23 protein-coding genes are annotated in these 25,866 nt (G+C 60.9%); 16 read left to right on the forward strand and 7 right to left on the reverse strand.

Annotation, left to right across the window (positions count from 1 at the left end):
- Positions 1-97 precede the first annotated feature (97 nt).
- From G463_RS0103525 to G463_RS0103545, 5 genes are all read left to right on the forward strand, one after another.
- On the forward strand, positions 98-871 hold the full coding sequence (locus G463_RS0103525) for a TrmB family transcriptional regulator (RefSeq protein ID WP_026974077.1): 774 nt from the start codon (positions 98-100) through the stop codon (positions 869-871).
- Between the two features lie 69 nt (positions 872-940).
- Positions 941-3,112 (forward strand): ATP-dependent helicase, encoded by a 2,172-nt coding sequence (locus G463_RS0103530; RefSeq protein WP_245575675.1) that lies wholly within the window; start codon positions 941-943, stop codon positions 3,110-3,112.
- A gap of 151 nt (positions 3,113-3,263) precedes the next feature.
- A complete protein-coding gene (locus G463_RS18555) occupies positions 3,264-3,734 on the forward strand; it encodes a hypothetical protein (protein WP_156900078.1) in 471 nt (156 codons plus the stop codon).
- Between the two features lie 237 nt (positions 3,735-3,971).
- On the forward strand, positions 3,972-4,583 hold the full coding sequence (locus G463_RS18560) for a GNAT family N-acetyltransferase (protein ID WP_051321886.1): 612 nt from the start codon (positions 3,972-3,974) through the stop codon (positions 4,581-4,583).
- Positions 4,584-4,709: 126 nt separating this feature from the next.
- Entirely contained in the window at positions 4,710-6,419 is a 1,710-nt protein-coding gene (locus tag G463_RS0103545) for a FapA family protein (protein ID WP_026974079.1), read from the forward strand.
- A 176-nt stretch (positions 6,420-6,595) separates the two neighbouring features.
- Here G463_RS0103545 and G463_RS0103550 read toward each other — a convergent pair whose 3' ends face one another.
- Complete coding sequence (locus tag G463_RS0103550) at positions 6,596-6,793, reverse strand: DUF378 domain-containing protein (protein WP_026974080.1); 198 nt, start codon at positions 6,791-6,793, stop codon at positions 6,596-6,598.
- Positions 6,794-6,866: 73 nt separating this feature from the next.
- Entirely contained in the window at positions 6,867-7,349 is a 483-nt protein-coding gene (locus G463_RS0103555; protein ID WP_156900079.1) for a hypothetical protein, read from the reverse strand.
- 166 nt (positions 7,350-7,515) lie between these two features.
- Here G463_RS0103555 and G463_RS0103560 point away from each other — a divergent pair, with 166 nt between their 5' ends.
- From G463_RS0103560 to G463_RS18565, 3 genes are all read left to right on the forward strand, one after another.
- Positions 7,516-7,746: a NifU family protein gene (locus G463_RS0103560; protein WP_035485489.1), complete on the forward strand. Its 231-nt coding sequence runs from the start codon at positions 7,516-7,518 to the stop codon at positions 7,744-7,746.
- A gap of 132 nt (positions 7,747-7,878) precedes the next feature.
- Positions 7,879-8,829 carry an RluA family pseudouridine synthase gene (locus tag G463_RS0103565; RefSeq protein ID WP_026974083.1) on the forward strand — a complete coding sequence of 317 codons (951 nt, stop codon included), beginning with the start codon at positions 7,879-7,881 and terminating at the stop codon, positions 8,827-8,829.
- A 79-nt stretch (positions 8,830-8,908) separates the two neighbouring features.
- Positions 8,909-9,814, forward strand: a complete 906-nt coding sequence (locus G463_RS18565) for a YihY/virulence factor BrkB family protein (protein WP_051321887.1) — start codon at positions 8,909-8,911, stop codon at positions 9,812-9,814.
- 192 nt (positions 9,815-10,006) lie between these two features.
- Here the strand turns inward: G463_RS18565 and G463_RS0103575 are convergent, their stop codons facing one another.
- The gene (locus tag G463_RS0103575) at positions 10,007-10,459 is read right to left on the reverse strand and encodes an OsmC family protein (RefSeq protein WP_026974084.1); all 453 of its coding nucleotides are present in this window, start codon (positions 10,457-10,459) and stop codon (positions 10,007-10,009) included.
- A 126-nt stretch (positions 10,460-10,585) separates the two neighbouring features.
- Between G463_RS0103575 and G463_RS0103580 the strand changes: the two genes are divergently transcribed.
- Both G463_RS0103580 and folB read left to right on the forward strand, forming a co-directional pair.
- Complete coding sequence (locus tag G463_RS0103580; protein WP_026974085.1) at positions 10,586-11,395, forward strand: glycosyltransferase family 2 protein; 810 nt, start codon at positions 10,586-10,588, stop codon at positions 11,393-11,395.
- A 26-nt stretch (positions 11,396-11,421) separates the two neighbouring features.
- A complete protein-coding gene (gene folB, locus G463_RS0103585; protein ID WP_026974086.1) occupies positions 11,422-11,793 on the forward strand; it encodes a dihydroneopterin aldolase in 372 nt (123 codons plus the stop codon).
- Positions 11,794-11,801: 8 nt separating this feature from the next.
- On the opposite strand, the gene G463_RS0103590 is transcribed toward folB, so the two are convergent.
- The 3 genes from G463_RS0103590 to G463_RS21555 form a co-directional block, all read right to left on the reverse strand.
- Entirely contained in the window at positions 11,802-12,263 is a 462-nt protein-coding gene (locus G463_RS0103590) for a DUF2269 family protein (RefSeq protein ID WP_051321888.1), read from the reverse strand.
- A 15-nt stretch (positions 12,264-12,278) separates the two neighbouring features.
- Positions 12,279-13,349, reverse strand: a complete 1,071-nt coding sequence (locus G463_RS0103595; RefSeq protein WP_245575676.1) for a tetraprenyl-beta-curcumene synthase family protein — start codon at positions 13,347-13,349, stop codon at positions 12,279-12,281.
- Between the two features lie 84 nt (positions 13,350-13,433).
- Entirely contained in the window at positions 13,434-13,763 is a 330-nt protein-coding gene (locus tag G463_RS21555; protein ID WP_051321889.1) for a hypothetical protein, read from the reverse strand.
- Between the two features lie 235 nt (positions 13,764-13,998).
- Between G463_RS21555 and G463_RS18575 the strand changes: the two genes are divergently transcribed.
- The 4 genes from G463_RS18575 (at position 13,999) to G463_RS0103620 (ending at position 20,913) form a co-directional block, all read left to right on the forward strand.
- On the forward strand, positions 13,999-15,528 hold the full coding sequence (locus G463_RS18575) for a dynamin family protein (protein ID WP_051321890.1): 1,530 nt from the start codon (positions 13,999-14,001) through the stop codon (positions 15,526-15,528).
- Positions 15,525-17,504, forward strand: coding sequence for a dynamin family protein (locus G463_RS18580; RefSeq protein ID WP_051321891.1), 1,980 nt, complete (start codon positions 15,525-15,527; stop codon positions 17,502-17,504). The genes G463_RS18575 and G463_RS18580 overlap by 4 nt, the downstream gene beginning before the upstream one ends.
- Positions 17,505-17,573: 69 nt before the next feature.
- The gene (locus G463_RS0103615) at positions 17,574-19,706 is read left to right on the forward strand and encodes a S9 family peptidase (RefSeq protein ID WP_035485492.1); all 2,133 of its coding nucleotides are present in this window, start codon (positions 17,574-17,576) and stop codon (positions 19,704-19,706) included.
- Complete coding sequence (locus G463_RS0103620) at positions 19,687-20,913, forward strand: S1C family serine protease (RefSeq protein WP_084171187.1); 1,227 nt, start codon at positions 19,687-19,689, stop codon at positions 20,911-20,913. Before G463_RS0103615 ends, G463_RS0103620 begins: the two co-directional genes overlap by 20 nt.
- Before the next feature lie 81 nt (positions 20,914-20,994).
- Here the strand turns inward: G463_RS0103620 and G463_RS0103625 are convergent, their stop codons facing one another.
- Positions 20,995-23,550 carry a YfhO family protein gene (locus G463_RS0103625; RefSeq protein ID WP_026974091.1) on the reverse strand — a complete coding sequence of 852 codons (2,556 nt, stop codon included), beginning with the start codon at positions 23,548-23,550 and terminating at the stop codon, positions 20,995-20,997.
- A gap of 199 nt (positions 23,551-23,749) precedes the next feature.
- Between G463_RS0103625 and G463_RS0103630 the strand changes: the two genes are divergently transcribed.
- Together G463_RS0103630 and G463_RS0103635 are read left to right on the forward strand one after the other, a co-directional pair.
- Complete coding sequence (locus tag G463_RS0103630) at positions 23,750-24,301, forward strand: RNA polymerase sigma factor (protein WP_026974092.1); 552 nt, start codon at positions 23,750-23,752, stop codon at positions 24,299-24,301.
- Entirely contained in the window at positions 24,279-25,862 is a 1,584-nt protein-coding gene (locus tag G463_RS0103635; protein ID WP_026974093.1) for a carboxypeptidase-like regulatory domain-containing protein, read from the forward strand. The genes G463_RS0103630 and G463_RS0103635 overlap by 23 nt, the downstream gene beginning before the upstream one ends.
- The last annotated feature ends 4 nt before the right edge of the window (positions 25,863-25,866 follow it).

Genomic DNA, 25,866 nt, shown 5'->3' on the forward strand with positions numbered 1-25,866 from the left:
CCTTCGTTGCGCGGCCCCTGATGATGCCACATTGCAAAAAATATCTTGCCTCATTATAGTAGTTATATCAACGACTACGCAAGAGGAGAGAGACGTCGTGTCCGCGCTCGAATCGCTATTGCAAAAAGCAGGCTTCACCGACTACGAGGCGCGTGCGTACGTCGCATTGCTGAACAAGAGTCCGCAGACCGGTTACGAGTTGGCCAAAACGTCCCGAATTCCGCGCGGGAACATCTACAGTGTGCTGCAGAAACTGGAGGACAGAGGCGCAGCCACGCGCATCGCCGGCCGGGATGTGGTCAAGTACGCGGCGGTCAATCCGGAGTTGGTGGTGCGGCGCATGCGGACGTCGTTTCTGGCGACCATGGACGATGTGGAGCGGCAGGCTCGGCACTTCGCGCAGACTGCGGCCGAAGAGGCCATTGAAGTGTTCGACGGATACGAGAACCTGCTGTGGTTTGCGGCGGATGCCATCGAGCGCGCACGTGAGCGGCTGCGTCTGGTGGCCCACCGACAAGATGCGGCGGCGCTCGTCGAACGCATCGGTTCCCTCGCGGGGCTGCCGCCGCGAACCACTGTCTGCCTGTCTCAGTGCGCCAGGGATTGTGCGCTGTGCGGATCGGATGTGCGCAAAATCACGGCCCCGGCGCCCTGTGATTCGCGCGGACTGCTGGTGGTGGCGGATGACACGTGGTGCGTCGCCGGGGACGTCGGCGACGCGAAGGTCACGGGGATTCGCACCTCGCTGCCGGTGCTCGTGCGGCTGGCGGGCGCGTTTGTCGACCAGTGTGTGCATTCCGGCGCGGTGCCCGGTGCGTTGCTGCAGTCGGTATTCGCGCGCGGATCGCACAGGGGCGGCGATGATGTGTAACGCGACTTGCACCTCGACCGAAGATGGGACATCTGGGAGATACAGCAGGGATAGGGAGGAACGGGGGCAGTGAAAGCTCGGACGCCCACGGTGACCAGCGAAGAGCTGGCGCGGGAACAATTATTGGACGGATTAAACCGCGAACAGCGTCAGGCGGTGGAGACGACCGAAGGGCCCGTCCTGGTGTTGGCGGGTGCGGGCAGCGGCAAGACGAGTGTATTGACGCGGCGCATCGCTTATCTGATGCAGGTGCGGCAGGTTCCGGTGCATCAAATTCTGGCCATCACGTTCACCAACAAAGCGGCGAGAGAGATGCGGGAACGGGTGAAGAAATTGGTGGGCGATGCGGCGGAAGATCTATGGATGGGCACGTTTCACAGTATCTGTGTGCGCATCCTCCGGCGCGAGGCAGAACGGCTTGGATACACATCGACTTTCACCATTCTCGACAGTGATGATCAGAAGAGCCTGATTCAGCAGTGCCTGCTGGATTTGCATTATGATTTGAAGAAATTCGACGCCTATCCGATTCAAGCGCACATCTCCAAATGGAAGAACGAGTTGAAAGGCCCCAAGCAGGTTGGAATGACGAAAACGTCCTCGAATCTGACGGAAGCGGTGGCCAGGGATGTCTACGAGCTGTATCAATCGCGGCTGATGGGCGCGAACGCGATGGATTTCGACGATTTGATTGGCAACACGGTGAAACTGTTGGAACAGCACGCGGACGTGCGTGAAGCGTATCAGGAAAAATTTCACTATCTGCACGTGGACGAATACCAGGACACGAACCATGCCCAGTATCGCTTCGCGCAGCTGTTGGCGGGCAAGTACCGCAACCTGTGTGTGGTCGGCGATTCGGATCAGGCCATCTACGCATGGCGGGGCGCGGACATTCGCAACATCCTGCACTTTGAACGCGATTATCCGGACGCGTCCGTGATCACGCTCGAGACCAACTACCGTTCCACCGAGATCATCCTGGAAGCGGCCAATGCCGTCATTCGGAACAACACCATGCGCAAGGAGAAGAATCTCCGGTCGGTGCGCGGCCGGGGGAATCCGATTGTGGTGTGCGCCCTGACGGACGGCGAAGACGAGGCGCGATACGTCGTGGAACAGATTCAACAGCATGTGGAAGCTGGCGGCAGCTACGGCGATTGCGCCGTGCTGTACCGGGCGAACGCCCAATCGCGGGCGATTGAAGAAGCCCTGATGGGACAGGCCATCCCCTACACCATCGTGGGTGGTCTGACGTTTTATGATCGGCGCGAGATCAAGGACGTCTTCGCCTACCTGCGCGTGCTGGCAAATCCGCAGGATGAAATCTCGCTTTTGCGGATCATCAACACGCCAAAGCGCGGTTTGGGCGAGCAGGCGGTGGGGAAACTGCTCGACTACGCGCACGCCGAATCCATAACTTTATTGGAAGCGCTGCGCTTTGGGACCGAAGCCGGATTGGCCGAGAAGCCGGCCGCGGCGGCCCAACAATTGCACGATATGCTGCAGGAACTGATGCTGTGGATGGAAGGCATGCCGGTCACGGAGTTTTTGGCGGAAGTGCTGCACGCCACGGGGTACCGGGCGATGTACGCGGAAAGCCCCAAGAAAGAGGATCAACAGCGCGCGGAGAACATCGACGAACTGTTCAGCGTGACCAAATCATTCGATCGGCGGCGGCAGGGGACACTGCTGGAGTTTCTGGCGGAAGTGTCGCTGCTCAGCGAGGTGGACAAAGAAAAGGGAAAGCCGGAGGACGCCGTGAAGCTGATGACGCTCCACGCCAGCAAAGGGCTGGAATTCCCGGTGGTGTTCATGGTGGGCATGGAAGAGGGGATCTTCCCACACAGTCGAACGCTGGATGACGAGCGGGCGGTGGAAGAAGAACGAAACCTCTGTTACGTGGGCATCACCCGCGCGGAGGATGTTCTGTACCTGACGTACTGTACGGAACGGACGCTGTTTGGACAGGCCACGTACAAGGAGCCCTCCCGGTTTCTGAGCGAGTTGCCAGACACTCACGTGGAACGCGTGACCATGACCAACGATATGCTGTACGACTGGAAACCGGGCGACAAAATCAGGCATCTGAAGTACGGAGAAGGCATCGTGCTCACCGTTTACGAGAAAGGTCTGGGTGACAATCCGGAGCCTCAGTTGGAAGTGATGTTTCATCCGTCCGTGGGCATGAAGGTGATTCCGAAAAAGTACGCAAAACCGCCGCTGGCTCCTTCACGGTAGACACAGTCTGTTCGATCTGTAAACGTTGGCGCTGCCTGGAACGTGTGCTACAATGAACCGTGCGTGATTGTACGGGAAGGTTTTCCGCAGCATTGCGCTGCGACACATCCCACTTTGTCGATGATGGGCACCGGTCAGGGGGAAGATGCATTTGTTTTCCTGGATTGTCACAATTGCGATTATCGTGGTTTTGATTGTCGCGTACGTCCTGGTTTTTTTGTACGCGCGCAAGCGGCAAAAGGAATTTGATGCCCAGTACAATGCCGCCAAGGAACGGCATGAAGTGTTCGTTCTCAACAAAAAGATTGTGAAGGAACGTCCGAAATCCAAGTGGATGAAGTACGCCCGCTTCAAGACGTATCAAGTGGTGGGGCGCATCAGCGTATCCCAAGCGGTCCGCGGCATTCAAATGAGCAAGATGCACACCATGACGTTCCAGACCACCAAGTCGGAGTACGACAAGATTCAACCCAATCACAAGTACAAGATGGACATCGCCGGCAACTACATTGGTTATGTGCACGCTCCGGCGCCGGTCAAGAGCAAGAAGTCGGACGCCAAATCGGACAAGTCCAATCCGAAAAAAGGGAAGGACCAAACGTCCAAATCGAAAAACAAATGAAGAAGGACGGCGAGCCCGTCCGAAGCGCCACAGCATCCGGTTTGCGGATGCTGTGTATTTATTGTTGTGTCGATCCGCAGTGTCACCGTACCTGATCAAACCGGCGGTCAGTCCACGAAACTGGGGCAGATGAATTTTCCTTCCTGGTCATCCTTCTCCAAACATTGCACGGATGGCGTTCACCTGGGCCAATGCATAGGTTAGGGTGATGGGTCATGAGAGAAGGAGGTTGCGACCATGTCGAAACCAGGAAGAAAATCCCGGACCACGCCGCGCGCCAAGGGCAAGAAAACGGCAAAGAGCGTGGCGGTCGGCGAGGCGAAGCCGACGGCACCCCTGCGGTTTCGCCCACGTTCCATAGAGGATGATGACTTCATTGTGGAGTTGACCGAGAGTCAATTGGCGACCGTGCATCAACAGGCGTTTGGGCAGCCGTTTCCCCGCGCGCAGTTTCGACAGTACCTGCAGTCGGGTGCTCCCACTGTGGTTGTGGAACAGGGGGATCGGCGAATCGGTTATTACTCGTATCTCGTCAATCCCGACGGCACCATGCACATCAGCGCGATGGTGATAGATCCCAAGCACCAGGCGAGCGGCATTGGCTCCAAAGTGATGCGCCACCTGGAGGAAGAGGCGTTGCGCATGGGCGTTCACACCTTGGAGGTGTATGTGCAGACGGGGAATGAGAAAAGCTTGTCATTCACGCGCAAGCTCGGGTTTACGGAGGCGTACCCGGTGACCCCCACCACGCTGTGCTTTCGCAAATCTCTACGCGCCGCAAATGCGGGGCAGACACCCAGTCCGCGCGCGATGTCGCAGCCGATACCTCCCGAAGCTCCTTGGTACTGAACGAAGCGGCGCAGCCGTGTGGCCCGTGCACGCATCGACTGGGGCGCCGACGCAAGGCGCCCTCTCTTTTTCCTGAGGCTTTTGGTCTACAATGAGGACAGAGTTGCATCGGGGAAGAGGGATGTCATGACGAACTTCGCACAGACGAAGCTGCTTGTCAGATCTCAGGAGATTTCTGTGATCCAGGGGGGAGTTGGCGCGGCGCCCGCGCATCTGGTGGTTCCGGTAAACGATTTCATCGAGGTGCTGCAAAATGGTGTACGGATTGTGGGCAGACATGCGATTGCGGACGGGGACCAGGTGACCGTCCGGCTGAGTCAAACGCCTCCTCAGCGACTCGCCGACGTCCAGGTGGCGCGTGATCAACTGACCGCTACATTGAAGGTGACGCTAACACCGGGCGTGCTCAGAACGTTGCGACCCCAGGGGCCTGCGGCCGAAGTGGTGCTGGAGGTCGTGGAGCAACCGGTGCCGGTGGCTCCGTTTGAGTTTGCGGAACTTCGATCCGCCATTGCGCAAGCCGGCGTGACGCATCACATAGATGAGACTGCGGTGATGCAGCTGGCCGCACGCCGTTCGTCCGGTGAATGCATCTGTGCCAGGGGCGTGCCGGCGCAGCCTGGAGATCCCGCCGGCTACGACCTCTCCGCGCAACCGGCCGAACTGCCCCAGATGGCTGGAATTTATTCGTTGCAACCCGTTTTGGCTGTGGAATCGGGACAAGCCGTGGCGGTGTACCGCCCGGCTCGGCCGGGAGTACCCGGGCAGACTGTCACCGGTCGGATCCTCATGCCACCCCCCTTGCCTGAACGGACGCCGCGGCTCGGGAGTGGTGTCGAGCTGCAGCCGGACGGCGTGGTGCGCGCGTTGCGCGCGGGTCGAGTGGTGTATAATCCGGGCTGGATCGACGTGGTGGAATCTTTGGTGCACGAGCGAAGCCTGGCAGCGGCCGACGGTTACTTGTTCTTTCCGGGAGATGTGGTCATTCGCGGCGACGTCCTCGAGGGAGTTCAGGTTGTCGCGGGCGGTTGCGTGTTCGTTGGGGGCTCCGTCAGCGGTGCGAAAATCAGTGGGGAAGCGGGGATTGTTGTAACCGGCGGCGTGTTTGCCTCCACGCTGAGAGCCGGCATGGGGAAAGCCGTGCAGCAGGACCTCCGCGAAAAATTGTCTAGCTTTACGGCCGAAGCCGAGCAGTTCGTGCTCGGCGCGGAACAGGTGGAGCAAGCGCTGCGTCAACGCGGAGCCCACGTTTCATTTGGCGCGGTCTGCGATCGGCTGCTGACTGACAAGTATGTTTCGTTCCAGAGCTGGCCAAACCAGCTGGCGGATTGGCTGACGCGACACAACGGCGCCGTGCACGCGCAGTGGGTTGCGCTGGTGCAGCGCATTCAACAGGATTTTTCCCCTGGTCGCCTGCGCTTGGCCCAAGGGGCCCATGAGCTTCGCCAGAAATTGGACGAGCTTCGCGTCCAGTGCGACCGCTTGCTGGACGGAGAGCACCATATTGCGGACATCGAGGTACGCTATGCGCAAAACTCTGTTCTATCCGCCAGCGGAAGCATTACTGCAAGGCAAAAAGGATTTTATCAATGCCGGATGGAGGCGGGGCGCGCGATTGAGGCACGCGGTTCCGGCGGCATCATTCTCGGGGGCATGGCGAGCGCCGCATCGGTCGTGGCACGGGAAATTGGCTCCGAACTGGGTGGGGCCACGGAAATTCATCTATCAGAACACGGGACGGTCCAAGCCGAGGTGATTCACCCGGATACGGTGCTGTGCATAGAAGGCGTTCAACACCGCGTGAACCGCCCCATGCGCCGGGCGAAGTGGCCATGATTCGTTCACCAGGGGCAGCCTGCGGAGATGCGCCGGGTATGGAAATCCGACGGACTAGGAGCGTGTCCGAGTAATCAAATTTACTGCATGTTCATGCGAAACGCTGAGTAAAAGCGACGACGATATGCAGCGTCATGAGTATTTTATACGAGAAAATCGAATGCTCGGACACGCTCCTAGATGGTGGTTCGGCGATCATTGAATAAGAACGAAATGGCATAGAGGCCAGCCAGCCCTACAATGGTGTAGATGATGCGGCTCACCAGTGACGCTTGTCCACCAAACAGCGATGCCACCAAGTCGAATTGAAAGAGACCGACGAGCAGCCAGTTGAGTGCACCGACGATGACAAGGACCAGTGCCGTTTTGCTCACGGCTGTCCCTCCTTTCACATATTGGACAGTATGTGCACAGCGGCGCGCGCACAAACGTGGCAGCCTTTGGCTGTCACAGGTCCAGCGGTGGATCCGGCGCACGTGCGGATCGTTCCGTGCGCCCATTCGGCTTTGTGCTGTCATTCCTCGCGGGTGGCTGTCCGGGATGCAACTGCTCGCGCAGTTCATTCAATTGTTGTTCAATGCGGGCCTGCATGAGTTCCAGGCGCTGGTGAATGGTTTCGAGTTGGTTTAGTTTGGACTTGGCATCGCGCAGCTCCTGAATCACGCGGTCATAGGCCGCCTCCGACGGTGCGTCGGTGATGGCATGGCTGCCGTGGTTTCGCCGGCTCCCCGCCGATGTGGACCGTGTGGCAGCGTTGGATCTGCGGTTCTTGGCACCCTGCTTGCGCAGATTGGATGGCGCCGAAGCGGGCGGCGAGGCACTGGAGATGTTGTGCACGGTTTCTGTCGGCTTCGGGAGTGTGCGCTCTCGGGCTTCGTTGTATGCTTTCACTATCATGGGAATCCACTGCAGGCGCGAAAATTTGGTCACGGACAATCACCGTCCTTGCATCGCAGTACGGGTTCATTCCCATCCTATGTGCGCATGCTCCGAAAACGTGCGCGCCGAATGGAGTGCGCATTTTCGCATTTATGACCATCACCCGCTTGTGGTTTCACCAATGTGCGGTGTATGCTTGACATGGAGGGATTCAATCATGTCGATTGAGCGTCGTATTCAAGAGGCGTTGGAAGGAATCCGGGAAGCCATTCAACAGGATGGCGGCGATGTGGAGTTCGTTTCCTACGACGATGACAATAAAACCGTGTACGTGGCGTTGACGGGCAGTTGCGTCGGATGTCCAGCAAGCGTGATGACTCTGAAAATGGGCGTCGAGCGCGCCATCAAGGCGCAGGTTCCTGAAGTGGAGTACGTGGAAGCGTACTAACTAAGTTGGGCTGCGCAAGCCGGGTGCGTGGTGGCTCTGCCACCACGCTCTTTTTATGAAGCGGCTGCGCGGTGGACGCACTGCATAGAATGCGGCAGTGCGCGGCGATGATGGAGAGTAGGAGGGAGCGGCATGGAAGTCCGGATCGCGGGTGACGGCCTCGCCATCGCTACGGACAGCCGGTGGCTGGGACAGACGCTGGCCGCGGCGCTGCAGACCGAGATGTGGCTGCCCGGGGCCTACACGAAACGGCTGTTTGCGGAGGGTCGCGTGCAGGTGGGACGGCAGCCCGCGTCGCCCGAGTTGGTGATCACACGGCCGTTGACCGTGCGTTTGCTGGGCGGAGTCGACGAACCGTACGGCCTCGGTTCGCCCATGCACGCCTCGGTGCCGGCCGCATCCCCTCTGTGGGAAGACGAACACGCGATGGTGATGAATAAACCGGCCGGTCTGATTATATATCCTTCATCAGAGTCCGATGTGGATACGCTCGGACTGCGCGTCGCACGGTACTACGAACTGAGCGGACAGCTGCGGAAAGTACGCCACGTCCATCGCCTGGACAAGGATACGACCGGCGCCGTGCTGTACGCGAAACACAGTTACAGCGCACGCGCGTTGGATGCACTGCTCACAGAGGGCAGAATTGAACGGATTTACTGGGCGCTGACTCTGGGCAAGCCGCGCCATAAAACAGGCGTCATTGACCAGCCTATCGGACGCGACCGGCATGTGTCCGGCCGGTACCGCGTCTCGCGCACGGGTAAACCCGCGAAGACACTGTACCGCACGCTCGGTACGGTGACCGTCGGCGGCGGCCATCTGTCCCTGTTGGAATGTCGATTGGCCACGGGCAGAACCCATCAGATTCGGGTGCATCTGTCGTCCATCGGCTGCCCCATCGTCGGCGACACCCTGTACGGGGGATTGGTTGCGGCTGGCTGGCCTGCTGGACAAGGATTCGCGTTGCATGCAAAGACGCTGGCTTTTTATCATCCCTATTTGCGAGAACCCATGGTCGTGGAGGCGCCACTGCCGGATAGCTTCGCGGGCAGTCTCCGCCGGATTGGCATTTCGGTTTGACCGCGCGCAAGGATTTGGAAGGCGCAAGGGATGGATACTGGGAGGATTTTTAATCCTGCGGCGTCGGGAGGTGGGCCACATGTTCAAACGAGGCGGATGGATGCATCGAGCGGGGCAGTACGTGCTGGGGCTGGGGGCCGGTATCGTTCGGCACGATATCACGTCCCTGGCGGCCATTATTACGTTCTATGCGTTCTTTTCATTGTTTCCGCTGTTGGTGCTGATCATTTTCGCCGCGTCTGCGCTGGTTCCGAAATCGGACATCTCATATCTGCTGCAGCGTTTGACCAGCCCGTTCTTCCCGGCACTGCCGCAGGCTGGACAGGTCAACCCGATGGTTCAAATGATTGATTCGCGAATCATCGCCCTGTCCGACGTGGGACAACAGGTGGGCGTGTTCAGCGCGTTGACGCTGACCTGGTCTGCCATGAGCGGGTTTCTCGCGGTTCAGCAAGCTATGGATGTGATTTGGGAGCGGGAACAGCGGTCGTTTTTGGCTCGCCGCGTGATCTCGTTCTTCATGATTATGGTGTTATTGCTGATGGCCATCGGGTCAGCGCTGGTCACCACATTGTATCCGGCTTTGGAGCATATTCGCTTCATCAGTCTCAAGCATGTCTGGTGGTTTCCGTCTCTGCACGCCTGGTCTCGCGTGCTGTTCCCGGTATCCCTGTTTGTCAGTTTCCTGATTTTCTACAGGTATCTGCCTTCGCGCAGGGCGGCTTGGGAATACGTGATTCCAGGCGCACTGGTGGCCACCCTGCTGATGGATTTGGGCCGCAAGTTGTTTGTGTGGTATGCGAACCACCTGATTCATTATCAGATGATTTACGGAACGCTGACGGCGGTGATCCTCCTGTTGCTCTGGATTTACGTCGGAAGCATCCTGATGCTGTTCGGTGCGGAAGTGGCGGCGGCTCTCGAGCGACAGAGCGTCCGCACCATGGTCGATACGGAGGAACATTTGGCGGCGGATGATGAATGATCTGCCCATTCGCCGGGTGATGAACGAGGGTCCCTGGGGACCCTGCGATTTCTCTCGGCTTCCAACGGGGCCATCCGGTCGGCGGCGTGATATCGCCGAAAGCGGACACAAAAAGCCCCCCCGAGATCAATGGGAATTCGGGAGGGCGTCATGCATCCTGTGTCCAATGCTTTACGCTCAGGTTCGGCCGTATCAGGCATTGCTGGATGTTTCCACGACAACGCGGGGAACGACGGTGACCCGTACGTTTCCGCGAATCGCGCTGGAGATCATGCAGGCATGTTCCGCCTGTTCCGCGTACACTTCCACCTGCTCGACATCCGTGCCGGGTGCAACGTGGATGGTCGGGCGATGCTCAATCCGGTCGTACCGCAGGCCGCGATCGTTGACCACGAATCCTTCCGACTCGAGTTCCAGGCGTGTGTACGGAACCTTGCGGTTGGTCAGCAGGATGGCCAACGTGATGAGATAGCATCCGTTCGCCGCGCTGAGGAGCAACTCCTCCGGGTTCGTTCCAACGCCCGGTCCACCCAGGTTGGTTGGAACGCTCAGTGCGCTGGACAGGCGCTCTCCGGACACATGGCCTGTTCCATGGCGATCTCCGGACCATTCTCCGCGGACTGTGTATGTATGCAATTGCGTCATGTGACGGGCCCCCCCTTCCATTCACGCCGCATACCGCAGGCTACGTGTTATCATGTATTGTAGCGTGGCGTGACTGGGAATGCCAGTGAACTCTGAACGGAATGCACGGGGGAAGGAGGGACTGCTGTGCCATCGGTGAGCGTCCTGGTTTGCACGTACAACCGCTTGCAGGACCTAGCGTTGTGTTTGAACGCAGTGGCGAATCAGGCAGATTCCGTGGATTTGGAAATCTGTGTGGTCAACGACGGCGGAGAGCCGATAGATCCGGTGGTGCGGAGAATTCGCGGTGTTCCCGTGCGGTATACCAATCTTGTGCGGAATTACGGGCAGGTGGAGGCGCGCAATCAAGCGTTGGAGATGGCCACAGGCCGGTGGATTGCCATCTGTGACGACGACGACCGATGGCTGCCGGGCCATCTGGAACGGCTGACACGCGCCCTCGCGAATCATCCCGCGGCGGCCGTGGCGTACACCGACGCTGAAATTGTGCAGCTGCACCTGGCGGACGGGACAGCGCGGGTCACAGGCAGGCGGTTCTTTGCTTGGCGCAGTGCCGATCGTTTGCTGCGGCAATACAACCCCGTCGTTCCGTCCAGTGTGCTGTACCCTCGGTCACTGCATCGGACGTTGGGCGGGTTCGATCCGGCCGTTTCCCATTATTGGGATTGGGATTGGCTGCTCCGCTCGGCACAGACGGGATCGCTCGTCCGCGTCCCCGTTGCGGATACGCTCTACGCATATGTCGGAGAAGGCGTAAATCAATCCGCCAATCCCGCCGTCATGGCTGCGGTGCTGGATAAGTTTTGCCAAAAGCATGAACTGGGCGCGCTGCCGGTGAGCAATTTTTTGCGGATGACGGAAGATCCAGCGCTGATTGCGCACCGGGCATCCACAGCGCGGCTGTGGGACGGCGACACAGCCGGTTGGTGGACATGAACCAGCGGCGAGAGGGGGGAGTTACGATGACCGATGCGATTCATCTGGCGGGGATTGTTGCTTATGGATACCACGGGGCGCTGCCGGAGGAACGGCGATTGGGGCAGCGCTTCTCAGCCAACGTGACACTGTTTTTGGATCTGCAGCGGGCGGCCGCGTCGGATAGACTGGAAGACACCGTGAACTACGCCGAGGTGTACACCGTGGTGCAGTCGCTGCTCGCCGGTCCACCGCGCAGCTTGTTGGAAAAAGTCGCGGGTGACATCGCGGACGCGCTGCTGCGCGATTTTCCGCTCCTCTGCGGTGTTCGGGTGACGGTGGAGAAGCCGTCGGCGCCCATCCCAGGCCCGCTCGCCAACGTATCCGTGACCATTGAGCGGTGGCGCGAGACCCCGTAGGGCATGGATCAGGGTTTTGTCATCATCAGGTAGGCGATGATGCCGAGCAGAACGACGGCGAGAATCCCAACACACCAGTTGTTGGTGCGCAGTTTCTTCAGTTCGTCGCGCGCATACAGCTTTTTCGAGGCGGCGATTTGTTCCAGTTCCTTGGTGAGAGCGAAACGGACCGCCAAAAACACCACGATGTACAGGGCGATGGATGCCAGCATCCACGGTTGCAGCAGCATCCGCCAACTCGTGAATGCAATCAGTCCGGCCCCGGTGATCCACAGCAGTGCGTCGGACGTGCGTTCCACTGGGCGAAACCGGCGAATAAAAGAACGCACCCGCTCCACGCTGTCCAGCCGCGGTACGACGAAAAACACGCTCAGCTTGGTGAGGACGGCGCCAATGTGCACGATTAATAGAGGAACAAAGACCACCGGCATTCCATTCAGCCTTTCTCGCGTCACGATGGAGTCGTTCAATGAATTCTCCTTCATTTAACGCACAAATCGGTACAGCACGCAAGCGCCGTAGTACATCCATGCGTTTGGGCCGAATTTCCAGACCAGCCGGCGATGAGGCCGCACGAGGTGTTGCCGGCCCACCTTCTCATCCGACAGATACATGCCAAGCAGGCCGTGAACCACGTCTCGGTGGATGCGCACACCGTCCACCGCAGATTTGCTGCGTTCGGCGCTCATGCGGGCGAAGTGGGCGATGCGCTCTTTCGCGGCGCTCGCGGTGGGGTAGCACGCCACAAAGTTGAAGTCACCCTCCCGAAAATCCTCCTCCAGGTCAATCAGGTAGTCGAGCAGGATGTGCAAGCCGCAGATCCACGGAAAATACATGTGGAACAATTGTTCCGCATCGCCGACCGTGAGTGGTCGGGTGGCCGCCAAAAACAGGGCGAACATGCCCAGGGTCGATCCCGTCGCCGCCGCGAACTCCCACCAAAAGATTTCTGGAAACTGTTTCTGATACGGCTCCGACCAAACCATCAGACGGTCTCGCCGGGCATTCGGATGGATGTGCTTGATGGTCTGCAGTTCGCAGTAGCGCTCCACCAGCCATTCGACACGGTCACGCACCATCGGATAACCGGGAAACGTTTCGAGGGTGGTTTGGCACGTCCGTACGAGGGCAGCTAGGTAACCGCCGTCGTCCAGCGCGCCGCGCGCAGCGTAATAGTCGCGCACGGGATTTTCCGGACGGACGGCGTCCCGCATGGCGTGGTGCAGTTGCGTGAAATCCGCCTCGTCGTAAGATCCGCACCGATCGCACAGGTTGTCCAGATAGTCGCTGATGGTCTGGATGGCGACGATGAGCCGGGTCAGGCGGGGCGCGTGCGGCAGTCGAACGGCGGCGTAGACACTGCCCCCGTCCGCGTGAAATCGCTTGTGTCGCAGGCTGGCCAGAGCCTGTTCTCGGAGTGACCGGTTGGGGATGGCTTCCGCCTGTTCGGTCCATTTACGCAGTTCGGCGCGGGCCAACGGCAGGATGTGGCGAAACAATCGATACAGGAATTGAGGTGCGGTTTTTGGAACGTTCTGTTCACGCAGGTGGCCCAACCTCCTCCATGGCTCCGTTCCCATAGTATATATCCGGCGCATCCCATCGATGCTCCCGACGGCGGAGGAGGTGGCCAGCCAGCTTCACTTCATCAGCATGCTGGTGATTTGTCCCGCAACACTGAGCGCTTTCTTGGCGTTGTCCACGGTGAGGTACTTGCTCACCGCCGGCGGGACGGGCGCTTGCGGCAGGGGAGCCACCGGGTGAGCCACCGGCGCAAACGGCACCGGATGTCGCCCCGATGGAGCTGCGGGCGTCGACTGCGGCCGCGGCGGCGCGGGCGGCTGCCATGGTCCAATCATGCCGCGTCGCTTGGCGCCCTTGTGAATCATCGTAAACAACTGTTGGACCTTTTCGTCCTGTGCGACGTTGAACGCGAGCGATCCAAGGCGAATCACGGTATTGAGCTGCATGGGATTCTCCTCCGTTTCGCACGGTATCTCTACCCCTACACTATGTCCGACCACGCCATTCCTGTTCGACATTGGCACAGGGCGGATGCGGAGATTGCGTGATGGGGACGAGGGGCGGGGAGAGGCGATCCGCCGCGCTGTCGGGCGGTACAAACGTAGCCAGTACGATGTGCATATGGTACTTTAGGAATGATGAAAGTGGATAAGTGAGCAGGAAAAAGGAAGGCATGCGTGAATGACAACGATGGTGGACAATAGCGCACTCCAACAGGCACTCGCCGCGCTCCGCGGAACCATGGCTGAGGCGGAGCAGTGGGCGTTGGCAAATAAAGTGGCAGACCTGGAGCGCAGGGCGGCAACCGGGCTGCAGGATCTGTACGTGGCGTTTTGCGGCTTATTTTCGGCCGGCAAGTCGAGTTTGATCAACGCGTTGGTGGCTGACGCGGATCTGGCGACCGGAGCTGTGCCGACGACGGCGGAAGTGACGGCGGTTCGCACGCAGGTGGAGGCGCGGGGATTGGTCCTGCTGGATACTCCGGGCGTGGATTCCACCGATGCCTCCCATGCCGAGGCCACCGAAGCGGCGTTGCACATGGCGGATGCGATCATCTTTGTGATGGACTACCAACACGTGGAGTCCGAAGAAAATATAGAGTTGGCGCGGGCGTTCGTGGACAGCGGCAAGCCCCTGTACCTGGTGATCAACCAGGTGGACAAACACATCGAATGGGAACTTCCGTTTTCGGAGTTTCAGCGCCGCGTGGAGCAGACGTTTCGCGATCACGGCCTGACGTACGAGCGCATCTACTACACGTCGACGCGGGATGCGGCGCACGACGAAACGGCGCGATTGAAAGCGGATTTGGAACAATTGGCTTCCACGGGCGACGAGCTTGTCCGAAAGAGCCTCTTGCTCGCCGCCGATACCCTCGTGCGCCAGTTTGTGACGGGCGAGCATGCCCCAGAGATGGCGCAAGCCGAAGAACGGCTGTATGACACCATCGGGTACGTGCCGTTTGACGAGGACGAGGCCCAGGCACTTCAGTCGGACGCCGAACGCGAACTGCAGCGTTTGACAGCCCAGATGGACGCACAGCGCACGCAGCTGCGGCAGACGCTCGAGGCGTTGGGGGACGAGGTGCGGAGACAGATTCAGTTGGCCCAAATCGCGCCGTACGAGACCACGGAAAAAGGACGGTTGTACGTTGAATCGCAGCGGCCGAACTTCAAAGTCGGCGGCCTTTTCGGCGGCCAGCGAAAAACCGACGCGGAGCGGGCACAACGATTGGAGGCGTTTGTGCGAGACCTGTCCGAGCGAACGGAAAAGTTTCTGGTCTGGCCGCTGCAGGGCCAGCTTCGGCAATGGCTGGAGACGACAGCCTGGGCAGACGAGGCCATGCGGCAATCGGTGGAGGAGATTCGCGTGCCGGCCGTATCATCGCTGTGTCAGCAGACGGTGAACTCCGGGGCACTGATGTCAGAGCAGTATCCCTATCAATACGTGAAAGATGTGGTCGGGCAGGTCAAGAGCCAGGTGCAGGCGCAGGTGAACGGCCTGCTGGAGGCTTGGCGAGCGCCGTTGGAGGCGCACGCGGCACGCGTCACCGCATCCGAGCGTACGGAGAAGGAGAAGGCAGAAGCCGCCCACGCGGCAGTCAGTCGTTGGTTGTCGGTGCGTGCGGCCATGGCGGCCGCCTGCGGCCAATACATGGCGCCGCTGCGCCAACTGCTGACAAGTCAAACAGAACCGGGGTGGAACACATGACCAATCGGGCGGCACCGCACAACCTGCAAGTGTTATTGAATCAGATTGACGAGGCGGAGATGGAGCTCTCGCGCTTGCCGGAACTGGCCGGCGCGATGGCTCAGTTGGCCGAACTGCGCGAACAGCTTCGACAGAGACGTCATCAGGTCGCCGTGTTCGGAGCGTTTTCAACCGGGAAATCGTCTCTCATCAATGCGCTCCTGGAACAACCAATACTGGTGGTCTCGCCCAATCCGACCACCGCAGCCATCACCCAGATCTCTGCGGCTCCGCCGGAGGACGATACGGTGGCGTGCGTCACGGCGAAAACCGCGGAACAGCTGTGGACGGACGTGCATCAATCGCTCGTGGCGCTGCATCAAGACGCCGAAAATCTGGAGGAAGCCATTGCCATGGCAGAACGGCTCAGCCCGAGCGCGTTCGCGCCGGCAGCTCGCCGCTATGTGAGTTTTCTCAAAGCGGTTGCCCGCGGCTACGCGGAAATGAAACCGTTCATCGGGACGACATGGCGCGTGGATCAGACAGGCTTGCGCCGCTTCACCGCGGAGGAACAATACGCTTGCTTTGTGCAGGAGGTCAGCCTGTTCACCCACGCCCCCTTGCTTACGGAAACGGGGATGATCCTGGTGGACACCCCGGGCGTGGATTCTATCCATCGTCGCCACACGGACGTGGCGTTTCGGTATATGCAGAGTGCGGACGCCATCCTGTTTGTACTCTATTACACCCATGCCTTTTCCAGGGCGGACAAAGAGTTTTTGGGACAGCTGGCGGCGGTGCAGGACATTGTCGGGACGGACAAGCTGTTTGTCGTCATCAACGCGGTCGACCTGGCGACGGATGCCGAGGAGCGTCGGGCGGTTCGTGAACGCGTGGAAAAAGAACTCCGCCAACTCGGAATTGCGCGGCCGCGCGTGTACGAGGTGTCGAGTCAACTCGCATTCGTAGCTGGACAATATCGAAAATCGCCGGATCAGGCATCCTTTGCGTCCTTCCTGCGGAACAAGCGGGGGCTCGCGGCAGACGCACCCATTCCTGTGGACGAGATCATTCAGGACTCTGGTCTGCCCCAGTTGGCGGAGGATCTTCGAACGTTTCTCCACGAGCAGGAGGGCGTATTGGCCGCCGATGCCGTACGGCGCGGACTCGACGCCATCGCGCAGCAGGTGGCGCAGGGACTGGCTCTTCGTCGGTTTCAGTCGCAGCAGGATGCTGCGGTGGCGGCGCAGCGACGGCAGGCGGCTGCGCGCTTCATCGAGTTTCTGGGGGAGGAGCGCAATGCGCTGCATGCTGGGAAGCACGCGCAGCTCACTCGGCTTGCGGCGGAGTGGGATGAGCTCGTGTTTCACATCGGTGAACGGTTGCGCATTCGCTTTGGCGCGATGTTTCGAGAGTGTTTTCACCCAGGTCGCTTTCGCGCTTCCGGTCAGGATAAACAGGCTCTGCAGGAGGCCGCTGTTGAGCTGGCGGAAGCGCTGAGCCGGGCGGTGGAAGCGGAAGTGCGCACGTTTGGGTTGCGGGCGCAGCGTCAGGCGGAAGCTGCGGTGGCGGCGGCGAGTGCGGATTGGCAGCGTCAATTGGCCGAGGAAGACCTGCCGTATCTGGCGCTGGACGCGGCGGACGGACGGATTCCCGTCCCCGACCTGCCCGACTGGGGGCGGTTGGACTGGCAGATCTTCCGACCTGCGTTTCGCCACTTCAGTTCTGCCCGACAGTTCTTCGAAGGGGGCGGGCAGGCGGCCATGTCGGCAGCGGCGGAGCCGGTGGCCATGACCGCCTGCCAACAGGCCTGCGGACAATTGACGCAATCGGTGCGGGAGAGCGTGTCGACGGCGTTGCGCACCGTGCTGGACGCCAGGGCGGAGCGGCTGCAGCGGGCCTTGGACGCTGCAACCGAACCCGCTGCCTCCGGTGGCTCGTTGGCGGAATGGGAACGGGTGGACGCCTGGTTTGCCAAACGGCAGCCGGTGCATTGAACGCGCACCGGAGATCCGGGGGGGCGGGTTCACGCGATGTCGATGTCTCCGATGGAAGAGGGGGAACCTGTGGGCAAGCGAAGGGTGACTGCGGAAGATCTGTTTGAAATTCACGTGCTTGGCGATGTCGCTCAGCATCCCACCCAACACCTGGCCGCCGTGGTTGTGACGCGCCTGGACGCAGAGGACAACCGAGAGCGATCATGCATCTGGAAGGTGCACACAGACAGCGGCGAAGCGGCGCTGTGGACGGCGGGCGGAAATTCCGACACACAGCCCGCCTGGTCTCCGGATGGCCGTTGGTTGGCGTTTCTGTCAGACCGACACGGCGACCAGCCGCAGTTGTATGTGCTGCCCCTGTCGGGGGGTGAAGCCATCCCGGTGACGGGCGTGGCCACAGGCGTACGCGAGTTCCGGTGGAGCCCGGATGGTCGTTCCATTGCCTTCACGGCGAATGTGCCGGAGTGGGCGGATGCGGTCGACGCACGCGACAAGACACCCGGCGAGAAGTCGCCGCGCGAACGGTATACAGCGGACGTCAAGGTCATTCGCCGTGCCTGGTACCGGTTAGATGGTGTGGGTTACTTCGGGGATCGGCGAAATCATTTGCACGTCGTCGACCTGACACGACTGGTCAGTGACCGGCGTCCCCTGGCGAGCCCGTACCAGACGAACAAGCTGGACGTGGAGTTCCCCGTCACACGCCTCACCGAAGGTCCGTTTGACGTGGACAGTTTTGATTGGCTGCCCAACATGGAGGCCATCATCTTCGCAGGCAATCTGGAACCGGATGCCGACGAAACGCGAAACCAGCACCTGTACCGTCTTCCCCTGGCGGGGCGAGGGACGAGCGCGCGGGCGCCAGAGGCTGTGGAGCGCCTGTACGGCGCGCCGACGTTCGCGACGCAGCCGGCGGTATCGCCGGACGGGCGTTTCGTCGCCTTTTACGGGCACAACCAGGAATTTCGCGGGTACACGCAGTGGAACGTCTGGATCTACGACCTGGAGGAGCGGATTGCCCGTTGCCTTACGGCCAAACTCGACGCCGCATTCACGGACGTGTCTCTGTCCGATATGCGCGGCACGCAGCACTGCGGACTCACGTGGTCCGAAGATCAGAAGCACGTGTTCAGTCTTCTGAGTGCCCGCGGCACCACTCAGTTGGTGCGGGTGGATGTGGAGACAGGAGCGTGCCTGCCGGTCACGGACGGCGACGCCTGCGTCCAAACCTATTCCATGAATCAACGCACGTCGAGTGCCATCATCGTTCGCGCGGAGTCGACGACTCCCGGGGCCTTGTACATGCTGGAAGTGCCGCTCGGCACCGGAGATAGACCTGCCATCCGACCTCTGTACGATTGGAACCGCGCCTGGTTGGACACGGTGATGCTGGCGTCCCCGGTGAAATGCCGCTGCGAGACGCCGGACGGTTCGGTGGAGGGGTGGGTTCTGCTGCCGCCCAATCCTCCGCCGACGGAGGGCTACCCCACGGTCGTTCAGGTCCACGGTGGACCCATGGCCATGTACGGCGAGCAGTTCTTTTTGGAGTTTCAGTGCTTGGCCGCCGCCGGTATTGCCGTGGTGTACTGCAATCCCCATGGCAGCCTCGGCTACGGACAGGCGTTCTGCAGCGCCATTCAGGGACGTTGGGGAACCGTTGATTTCGCGGATCTGGAGGCTTTTGTGGACGCGGCGCTGGAACAGTTTCCGCTCTCCCACACGCGACTCGCCATTGCCGGCGGCAGCTACGGGGGTTACATGGCGGCATGGGCCATTGGCCATACCAAACGATATCAGGCGGCGGTGGTGATGCGGGCTTGCGTGAACGAATACAGTATGTTTGGAACCTGTGATGTTGGTTTTGAGGACCTGTACGATTTCGGCGTGACACCGTGGCAGGCGCCCGAGCGCTACCTGGAAATGTCCCCGTTGAGCTACGCGGATGAGATGAACGTGCCGGTTCTCATTCTGCACGCGGAGAACGACCTGCGCTGCCCCATCGAACAGGCAGAGCAGTTGTACATGGCATTGCGGATCCGCAATGTGCCGGTCGAGTTTGTGCGATTTCCGGACGAGAGCCACGGTATGTCGAGGAACGGGAAGCCGTGGCACCGCGTCTACAGGCTGGAGAAAATCCAGTCCTTCTTGATGAAGGAACTGGGTTTGTGCAGGAGGGATGCAGATGGCCAAGCGATGGCATGACGAAGGGGACTGGGCGTTCGGATCTTCGCGGAGGTCCAGTCGAGGGCCGTGGCTGGTGGCGACTGCCGCCGTCTGTTTTGCCATTGGCGTTCTGGCGGGCGCCTCGTGGTTTCCGAGGACTGTGTACGTCGGGTTGGATAGCGCAGCGAGCGGCGGTGGTAATTCGTCGTCGACACAAGGCAGCCAGAACGGATTGGCGTCTGGATCCGAGCCGTCCGCCGTGCCGCCGGAACTCGGCAACAACGTGATCACGCAAATTTACGATGCCTCGCGCCCGAGCATTGTCACCATCACGGCGGTGAGCGGGACAAGCGCCGCCAAGGACGGCCTCCAGGAAGATGTGGGAACCGGTTTTTTCATCGACAATTCGGGGGATATTGCGACCAATAACCACGTGGTGAACGGCCAGTCCTCGGTGTCCGTGTCGGTCAACGGGAAGACGTACAAGGCCAAAGTGGTGGGTACGGACGCGCTGGATGACCTCGCCGTGGTTCGGCTCACGCCCATGCCCGCCAACGTGAAGCCTCTTCCGCTGGGCACAGCCTCCACCCTGCATCCGGGGGATTTGGTGGTGGCGATAGGCAATCCGTTTGAATTGACGGCCAGCGTGTCGGCCGGCATTGTGAGCGGGTTGAACCGTTCCATGCCCACTGACAACGGGCGGCTGCTCAGCGGATTGGTGCAGACCGACGCGGCGCTGAACCCTGGGAACTCGGGCGGTCCGCTGTTGAACGCCAGTGGGCAGGTGATTGGCATCAACACGGCCATCGAGAGCCCCGTGGAAGGATCTGTGGGCATTGGCTTCGCCATCCCCATTGACAAGCTGAAGCAGGTGTTGCCAAATCTGCTTTCCGGCAAAGCTGTGGATCATCCGTGGCTTGGGATCACCGGTATGGATATCACGCCGAAAGAGGTGGAGACGTATCATCTGCCGGTGAACCAAGGGGTGCTGGTCATCACCACCACCAAGGGCGGCCCGGCGCAGCGTGCGGGGATTCACGGAGATTCCGGCAGCGCCGAGAAGCCCGTGGGAGATGGAGATATCATCACAGCTGCCAATGGACAATCGGTGGCGGACCTGGAATCGTTGACGAGCATCATTTCCTCTCTGCAGGTGGGCGATGTGGTGCATCTGTCCATCCTGCGCCATGGAACATCCATGGACATCTCCGTTACGCTGCAGGCATGGCCGAAGAACGGGCCTTGAATCCGCAGCCTGAATGGTTCACTACGTAGAAACAGGGCCGACGCCGCGAACGCGGTGTCGGCCCTGCCGCTGTTCCGGCGGTTACCGGAACCATCTCCTGCGTCGATACAGGGCGACCAACCATACGCTCGCCACACCGATGGCGCTGACTCCGCTGACGAGGGCCCCCAGCTCGAACGCGGCGGGATGATACGAGAAGGAGACCGTATGGGTGCCTGCCGTCAGAGGGACGCCGGTCAACACCTGTCCGTTCGGCGGACCCACCCGTTGCAAGGCGACCCGATGGCCGTCGACGCGAGCGGTCCAGTTCGGATCGAACATTTGCGACAAGACGAAGCATCCGCCCGTCTTCGCCGAGACGCGCCAGGTGGATGCGTTGGGCTCCCAGTGAACCTGCTGCACCGATGTGGGAAGCCTGGTCAAGGGCGTGTCCACCGATGGGGCCAGCCAAGCGGGGACGATGGGATCTGGATTTTTCCAAATGTCCACAGTGGATCCGGCGTACACCAGCGACCACGCGGCCGGCGCCAACCGGGCATGGACGGGAATGGTGACCTCGCTTGTGCCGCCGAGCACCAGGTGGTGGACGGTGAAAGGCTGGTTCCAACTCTCACAGTGGATGGTGATGTGCGTTGGCGTGCGGGGCCATCCGCTCGGGATATGGATGGTGCTGCTCAAATCCGGCGAACCGAAGATCCATTCCGTCATGTGATGTGAACCGTTCTCCATCGTGATGGCATACAGCGGTCCGTCGGTCGCGGACACCGTGGCAGAGGGTGCCAGTACAACGGTCATCCACTGCGTCCCCGTCGGCAGCTTGATCTCCGTGGACCAACTGGGGGACCCGTCGAGGGCGGTTGCCAGGGCGTTGGGCATGCCGACCGGCGTGAGCACGTAGCGCACGTCGAGTGCATCCAGCAAATCTCGCGGTTGACCGAGCAGGAGCGCATTGCTCCACGTCAGGCCGATGGACTCGTCGTACCAAGCGGGAACCAGCGAGTCGTATCCGTTCAAGAAGGGCATCTGGAACGCTGCCGACTGATCCTGCATGAACGTGTCGGTACCCAGGTCGGCGGCGCGGAGATAGGGCTTCGAAACGCCGAGGTGCTCGGACAGAAACCGGCCGGGCCCAGCCGCTGTCTGTTCGAGCGGTGATGTCGGCGTGAGCGGAAACCGGGAGAGGCACACGCTTTGCCCCACACAGTCCACCACAGCCAGACCGGTGAGCACCACGGCGCGCCACCGGCGCAGTCCCCGCCATAGCCAGGCGAGGAGGGTTACGCCGAGCAGGCATTCACTCAGAGCGAGCGTGGTCAGGGACAGGTTGGACCAGCCGAGCGCCCATTTGCAGACAGCCAACAGAATCACCGCCGCACCGGTGACCATCGCGCCGGTTTGGCGAAACCGGCCGTCGCGAGAATCTTCCGTCGACAGATAGGCGATGCCCGCAGCGGCCAGCAGCGCAACCGCGAAGTCGGTCAACAGCACGTAGCGGGCGGGTACGCGGAACATATCGAAGCCAGGGACATACGCCAAAACCAGGCTCAATGGCCCGTATCCGCCGAGCGCCAGGCCAATTCCCACGACGGCAATCAGACCGAGGGCCGCGATGGCAGCACGGCGGTACAGGCACAGGCAGGCGGCAGCGGCCAGCGTGAGCACCACAATCCCCGCGTAACACGTGAATTCCCAGAGCAGCGGACTGCCGAAGGTCGCAGCAAACGTATCCTGGCTCCAATTTGGGCTGCCGGGTCCACCACCACTGCCAAAGGGACTCAAAAATTGCGCCAAAGCCTGCGGCAACATCGATAGAAACAGCAGGAACGCGGGTGACTCGTGCTGCCTGCTGGAGTAGGTCACGAGTTGCATCGTGGGCAGCCATTGGGCGGCCGCCAGCAACAGGGCGATCCCCATGCCGCCGAGCACCCAGGCGGAGCGAACCAACCGCGGGCGCAGCGATTCCTTCGCGTGGTTTCCCAGGGCCGCGTGCACGCCCGTGTATAGGATGAGAATCAATCCGGTGTAAAACGTGATCTGAGGATGACCGGCGTATATCTGCATCGCGTACGCGGCGCCCATGGCGCACACGCGGACGGGGGTGGCGCGCCGGAGCACGCACAGCGCGAGCCAGAACACCACCGGCAGCCAGCAGACCGCGTCAAACATCTGGGTGTGAATCTGGTGTCCCAGCACAAAGCCGCAGGTGATAAACGACGTTCCGGCCACCAGCCCGGCCAGACGGCTGCGGAACAGTTGGTAGACTGCCGCGTACATACCGCTGGCCGCCAGCCAGAGGTGGCCGAGATACGACACTTTCAGGGCTGTTTCCGCCGGCAGCCATAGAAACACTGCGTTCGGCAGGTACAGTGGGCCGGACTGCCCGGCGGCGAGAAACGGCTGACCGCCAAAGTTGAACGGATTCCACAACGGCAACTCGCCTCGGCGGTAAAACCAGGCGAGCAGCATGCGCTGGGGCAGGTTGAGATGCGTGAGATCATCCAGGGAATAGACACCGGCGCCGCGCAACCACACGGGGTATGCGATGAGCACAAGGATGCCGAGCACCGCGAGCGCGCCGACGTGGAGCCATCTGTTCCGTACGCGCCGTGGGTCGGGGCGGGCCGTTGACTGGATCATGTTGTCCTATTCCTCCCTGCCAAATTTGGTAGAATAAGAATACCACACGGAGTGGCCTCTTCAGATGGCCAATCCGCCATCCCCTGTAACATCTCGACGGAGATTGCGTCTGTATTCATGTGGCGCGTTGCTCCTGAGTCTCTGATGCTGACGGAACGTCGGGGAGTGGGTGATCTCAGATAGAACAGGAGCAAAGGCTATGCGCTGTTCCGAGTCCGGCTGCGGAGAAGAGATTTGCAGACACGGTTGTTTGAGAGAGCACGAAGTGCTCGTGCGCAACCTCGTTTATCATATCACCAGAAGCCCCAATGACGTCGACGACCTGGTGCAGGAAGTGATGGTCAAGGCGTACCAGTCCATGTCCGCGTTTCGAGGCGGCAGTTTTCGGGCGTATCTGGCGCAGATTGCACGAAATCATTGTTACGATTGGATGCGGCGCCTGCAGGCCAAACGGGCCATTCAGCAGGTGGAGCTGGTCCCGGAAATGCGGGCGGGCGAGGATCTCGGTCCCGAGGCGGCCCTGCTGCAGAAAGAATCGACCACAGAGTTGATGGCGTTGCTGGATGAATTGGGCCATCCGGATCGGGAAATTTTGCTGCTCAGACACGTCCACGGCTTGGAGTACACGGAAATTGCCGCAGCGCTGCAAATGAGCCCTGGCGCGGTGCGTACCAGAATGTCCCGTGCCCGGCAGAAGGTGATGGAGAAACTGCAGGGGAGGGAGCGGCATGGATCATCTCAATTGGGATGACGTTTGGTCATACCTGGATGGCGAATGGACCATCTCTGATGAACGCGCGCTGCACCTGCAAAAGTGCCCATGCTGTCAAACGCGCGTGGAGGAGGCTCGCACCGCGCACGGCCAGATTGTGGAGGCGTTGGTGACACCCGTTCCACCGCAGACCGAAGCGTCGTTCGCTCAGGTGAGGCAACGGTTGACCGCGGCGAATGTCGGCGCATGGGCGGTACGGCGCGCCCGCAGTGGCTACCGGAACCGGCTGGTTGCCGGCAGCGTGGCGGCGGTTGTGCCGTCGGTGGCTGGCCTCGCCGGGTTTTGGCAATGGCAGCCGCACGGTGCCGACGGCAGGATGACGGCCGCGTCCACTTCCTCCGCGACGGGCCCACAGGCGGCGCCGGCCAACACCAACCGGACCGCGGCCACGGTGAACGGTGTGAGTACGAATTTCTCCGCTGCGAACGCCGGTGCCTCCCAATCGGCGGCGTCCGGCGACAGCCCGCCGGTGGGACAAAACCTGACCATGCAGACAGCGGCCATGTTGTCCGGACAATCCGTAGGTGCAACAGCGCTCGCCGCGTCTGCAGCGGGCAGCGGGAAGGCCAACGGGAGCATCGAACAGAAAGGGTGGACGCCCGCGAACAAGAGCGCATCTACTGCGGGATGGAGTTTCCACTCGCCTGCGCCTACGCCAAACAACGTCGCGGAGGTGCCGATGGTCTCGAATTCGGTGGTGTCCGGGCAGGTGACGGTGGAGGTCCGAGATTCGCAAGATCGTCCCATTGCGAATGCCCAGGTGGCCCTGATTTGGTCCGGGAAGGTGCAGGCGACGGGAAAAACAGATGCCACGGGTCAAACCGAATCCATCCATGTGACGTTGCCGGCCAACCCTCTGTTCTACAACATGCCGACAGTGGATTTTCCACCTGTGGGCACGCTGACGGTGGTCGTGTGGAAGAACGGATATGTGCCGCAGGTCGATTTTGAAGGGACTGTGTTCGCGTACGGGAGTTCACAGGTCGTGGATGTCACGCTGCCGCAGGCCAAGGCGCCCGCAGAAGATGCGGTGGGGATGACGGGGAGCGGCGTCAATCCGGACAGTTCGCCAGCCACGCGCGCGGCTTGGGCGGACGGCGTGCATTGGCTGTTGTCCAGCGCTTCTGCAATGGATGGGGTGATTGCGGCGGGAACTCCGCTTTCATTGTCTGTGGTGGACTTGCAGGGGCGTCCGGTGGCGGGCGCACAGGTGGTTTGGCTGGTGAACGGCGTCATCGAAGGTCGAACGGTGACTGGGACGGATGGGCAGGCTGTGTGTCGCGCCTCCGGTTTCCCCGACTGGCGAACCGTCGACGGCAGCCAGGTGCTCGGTTTGATGGTTTCGAAGGACGGATATGCGCCGGCGGTGACGCTGGAAGTACGGGTGCCGCCCACCGGACTGCAGCCTTGGACAGTGCACCTGTCGCCGCTCGCGGGGGCGACGGGCGTACCGACCCAGGCTGTGCCTGCCGCAGTGGTCACCGAGTCTCAGGCAGAACAATTGTATCATCTTGCCCTTGACACCAATCAGGGCGGGTGACCTG

Origin of the sequence: Alicyclobacillus contaminans DSM 17975, assembly GCF_000429525.1 — a bacterium.
GTDB lineage: Bacteria > Bacillota > Bacilli > Alicyclobacillales > Alicyclobacillaceae > Alicyclobacillus_A > Alicyclobacillus_A contaminans.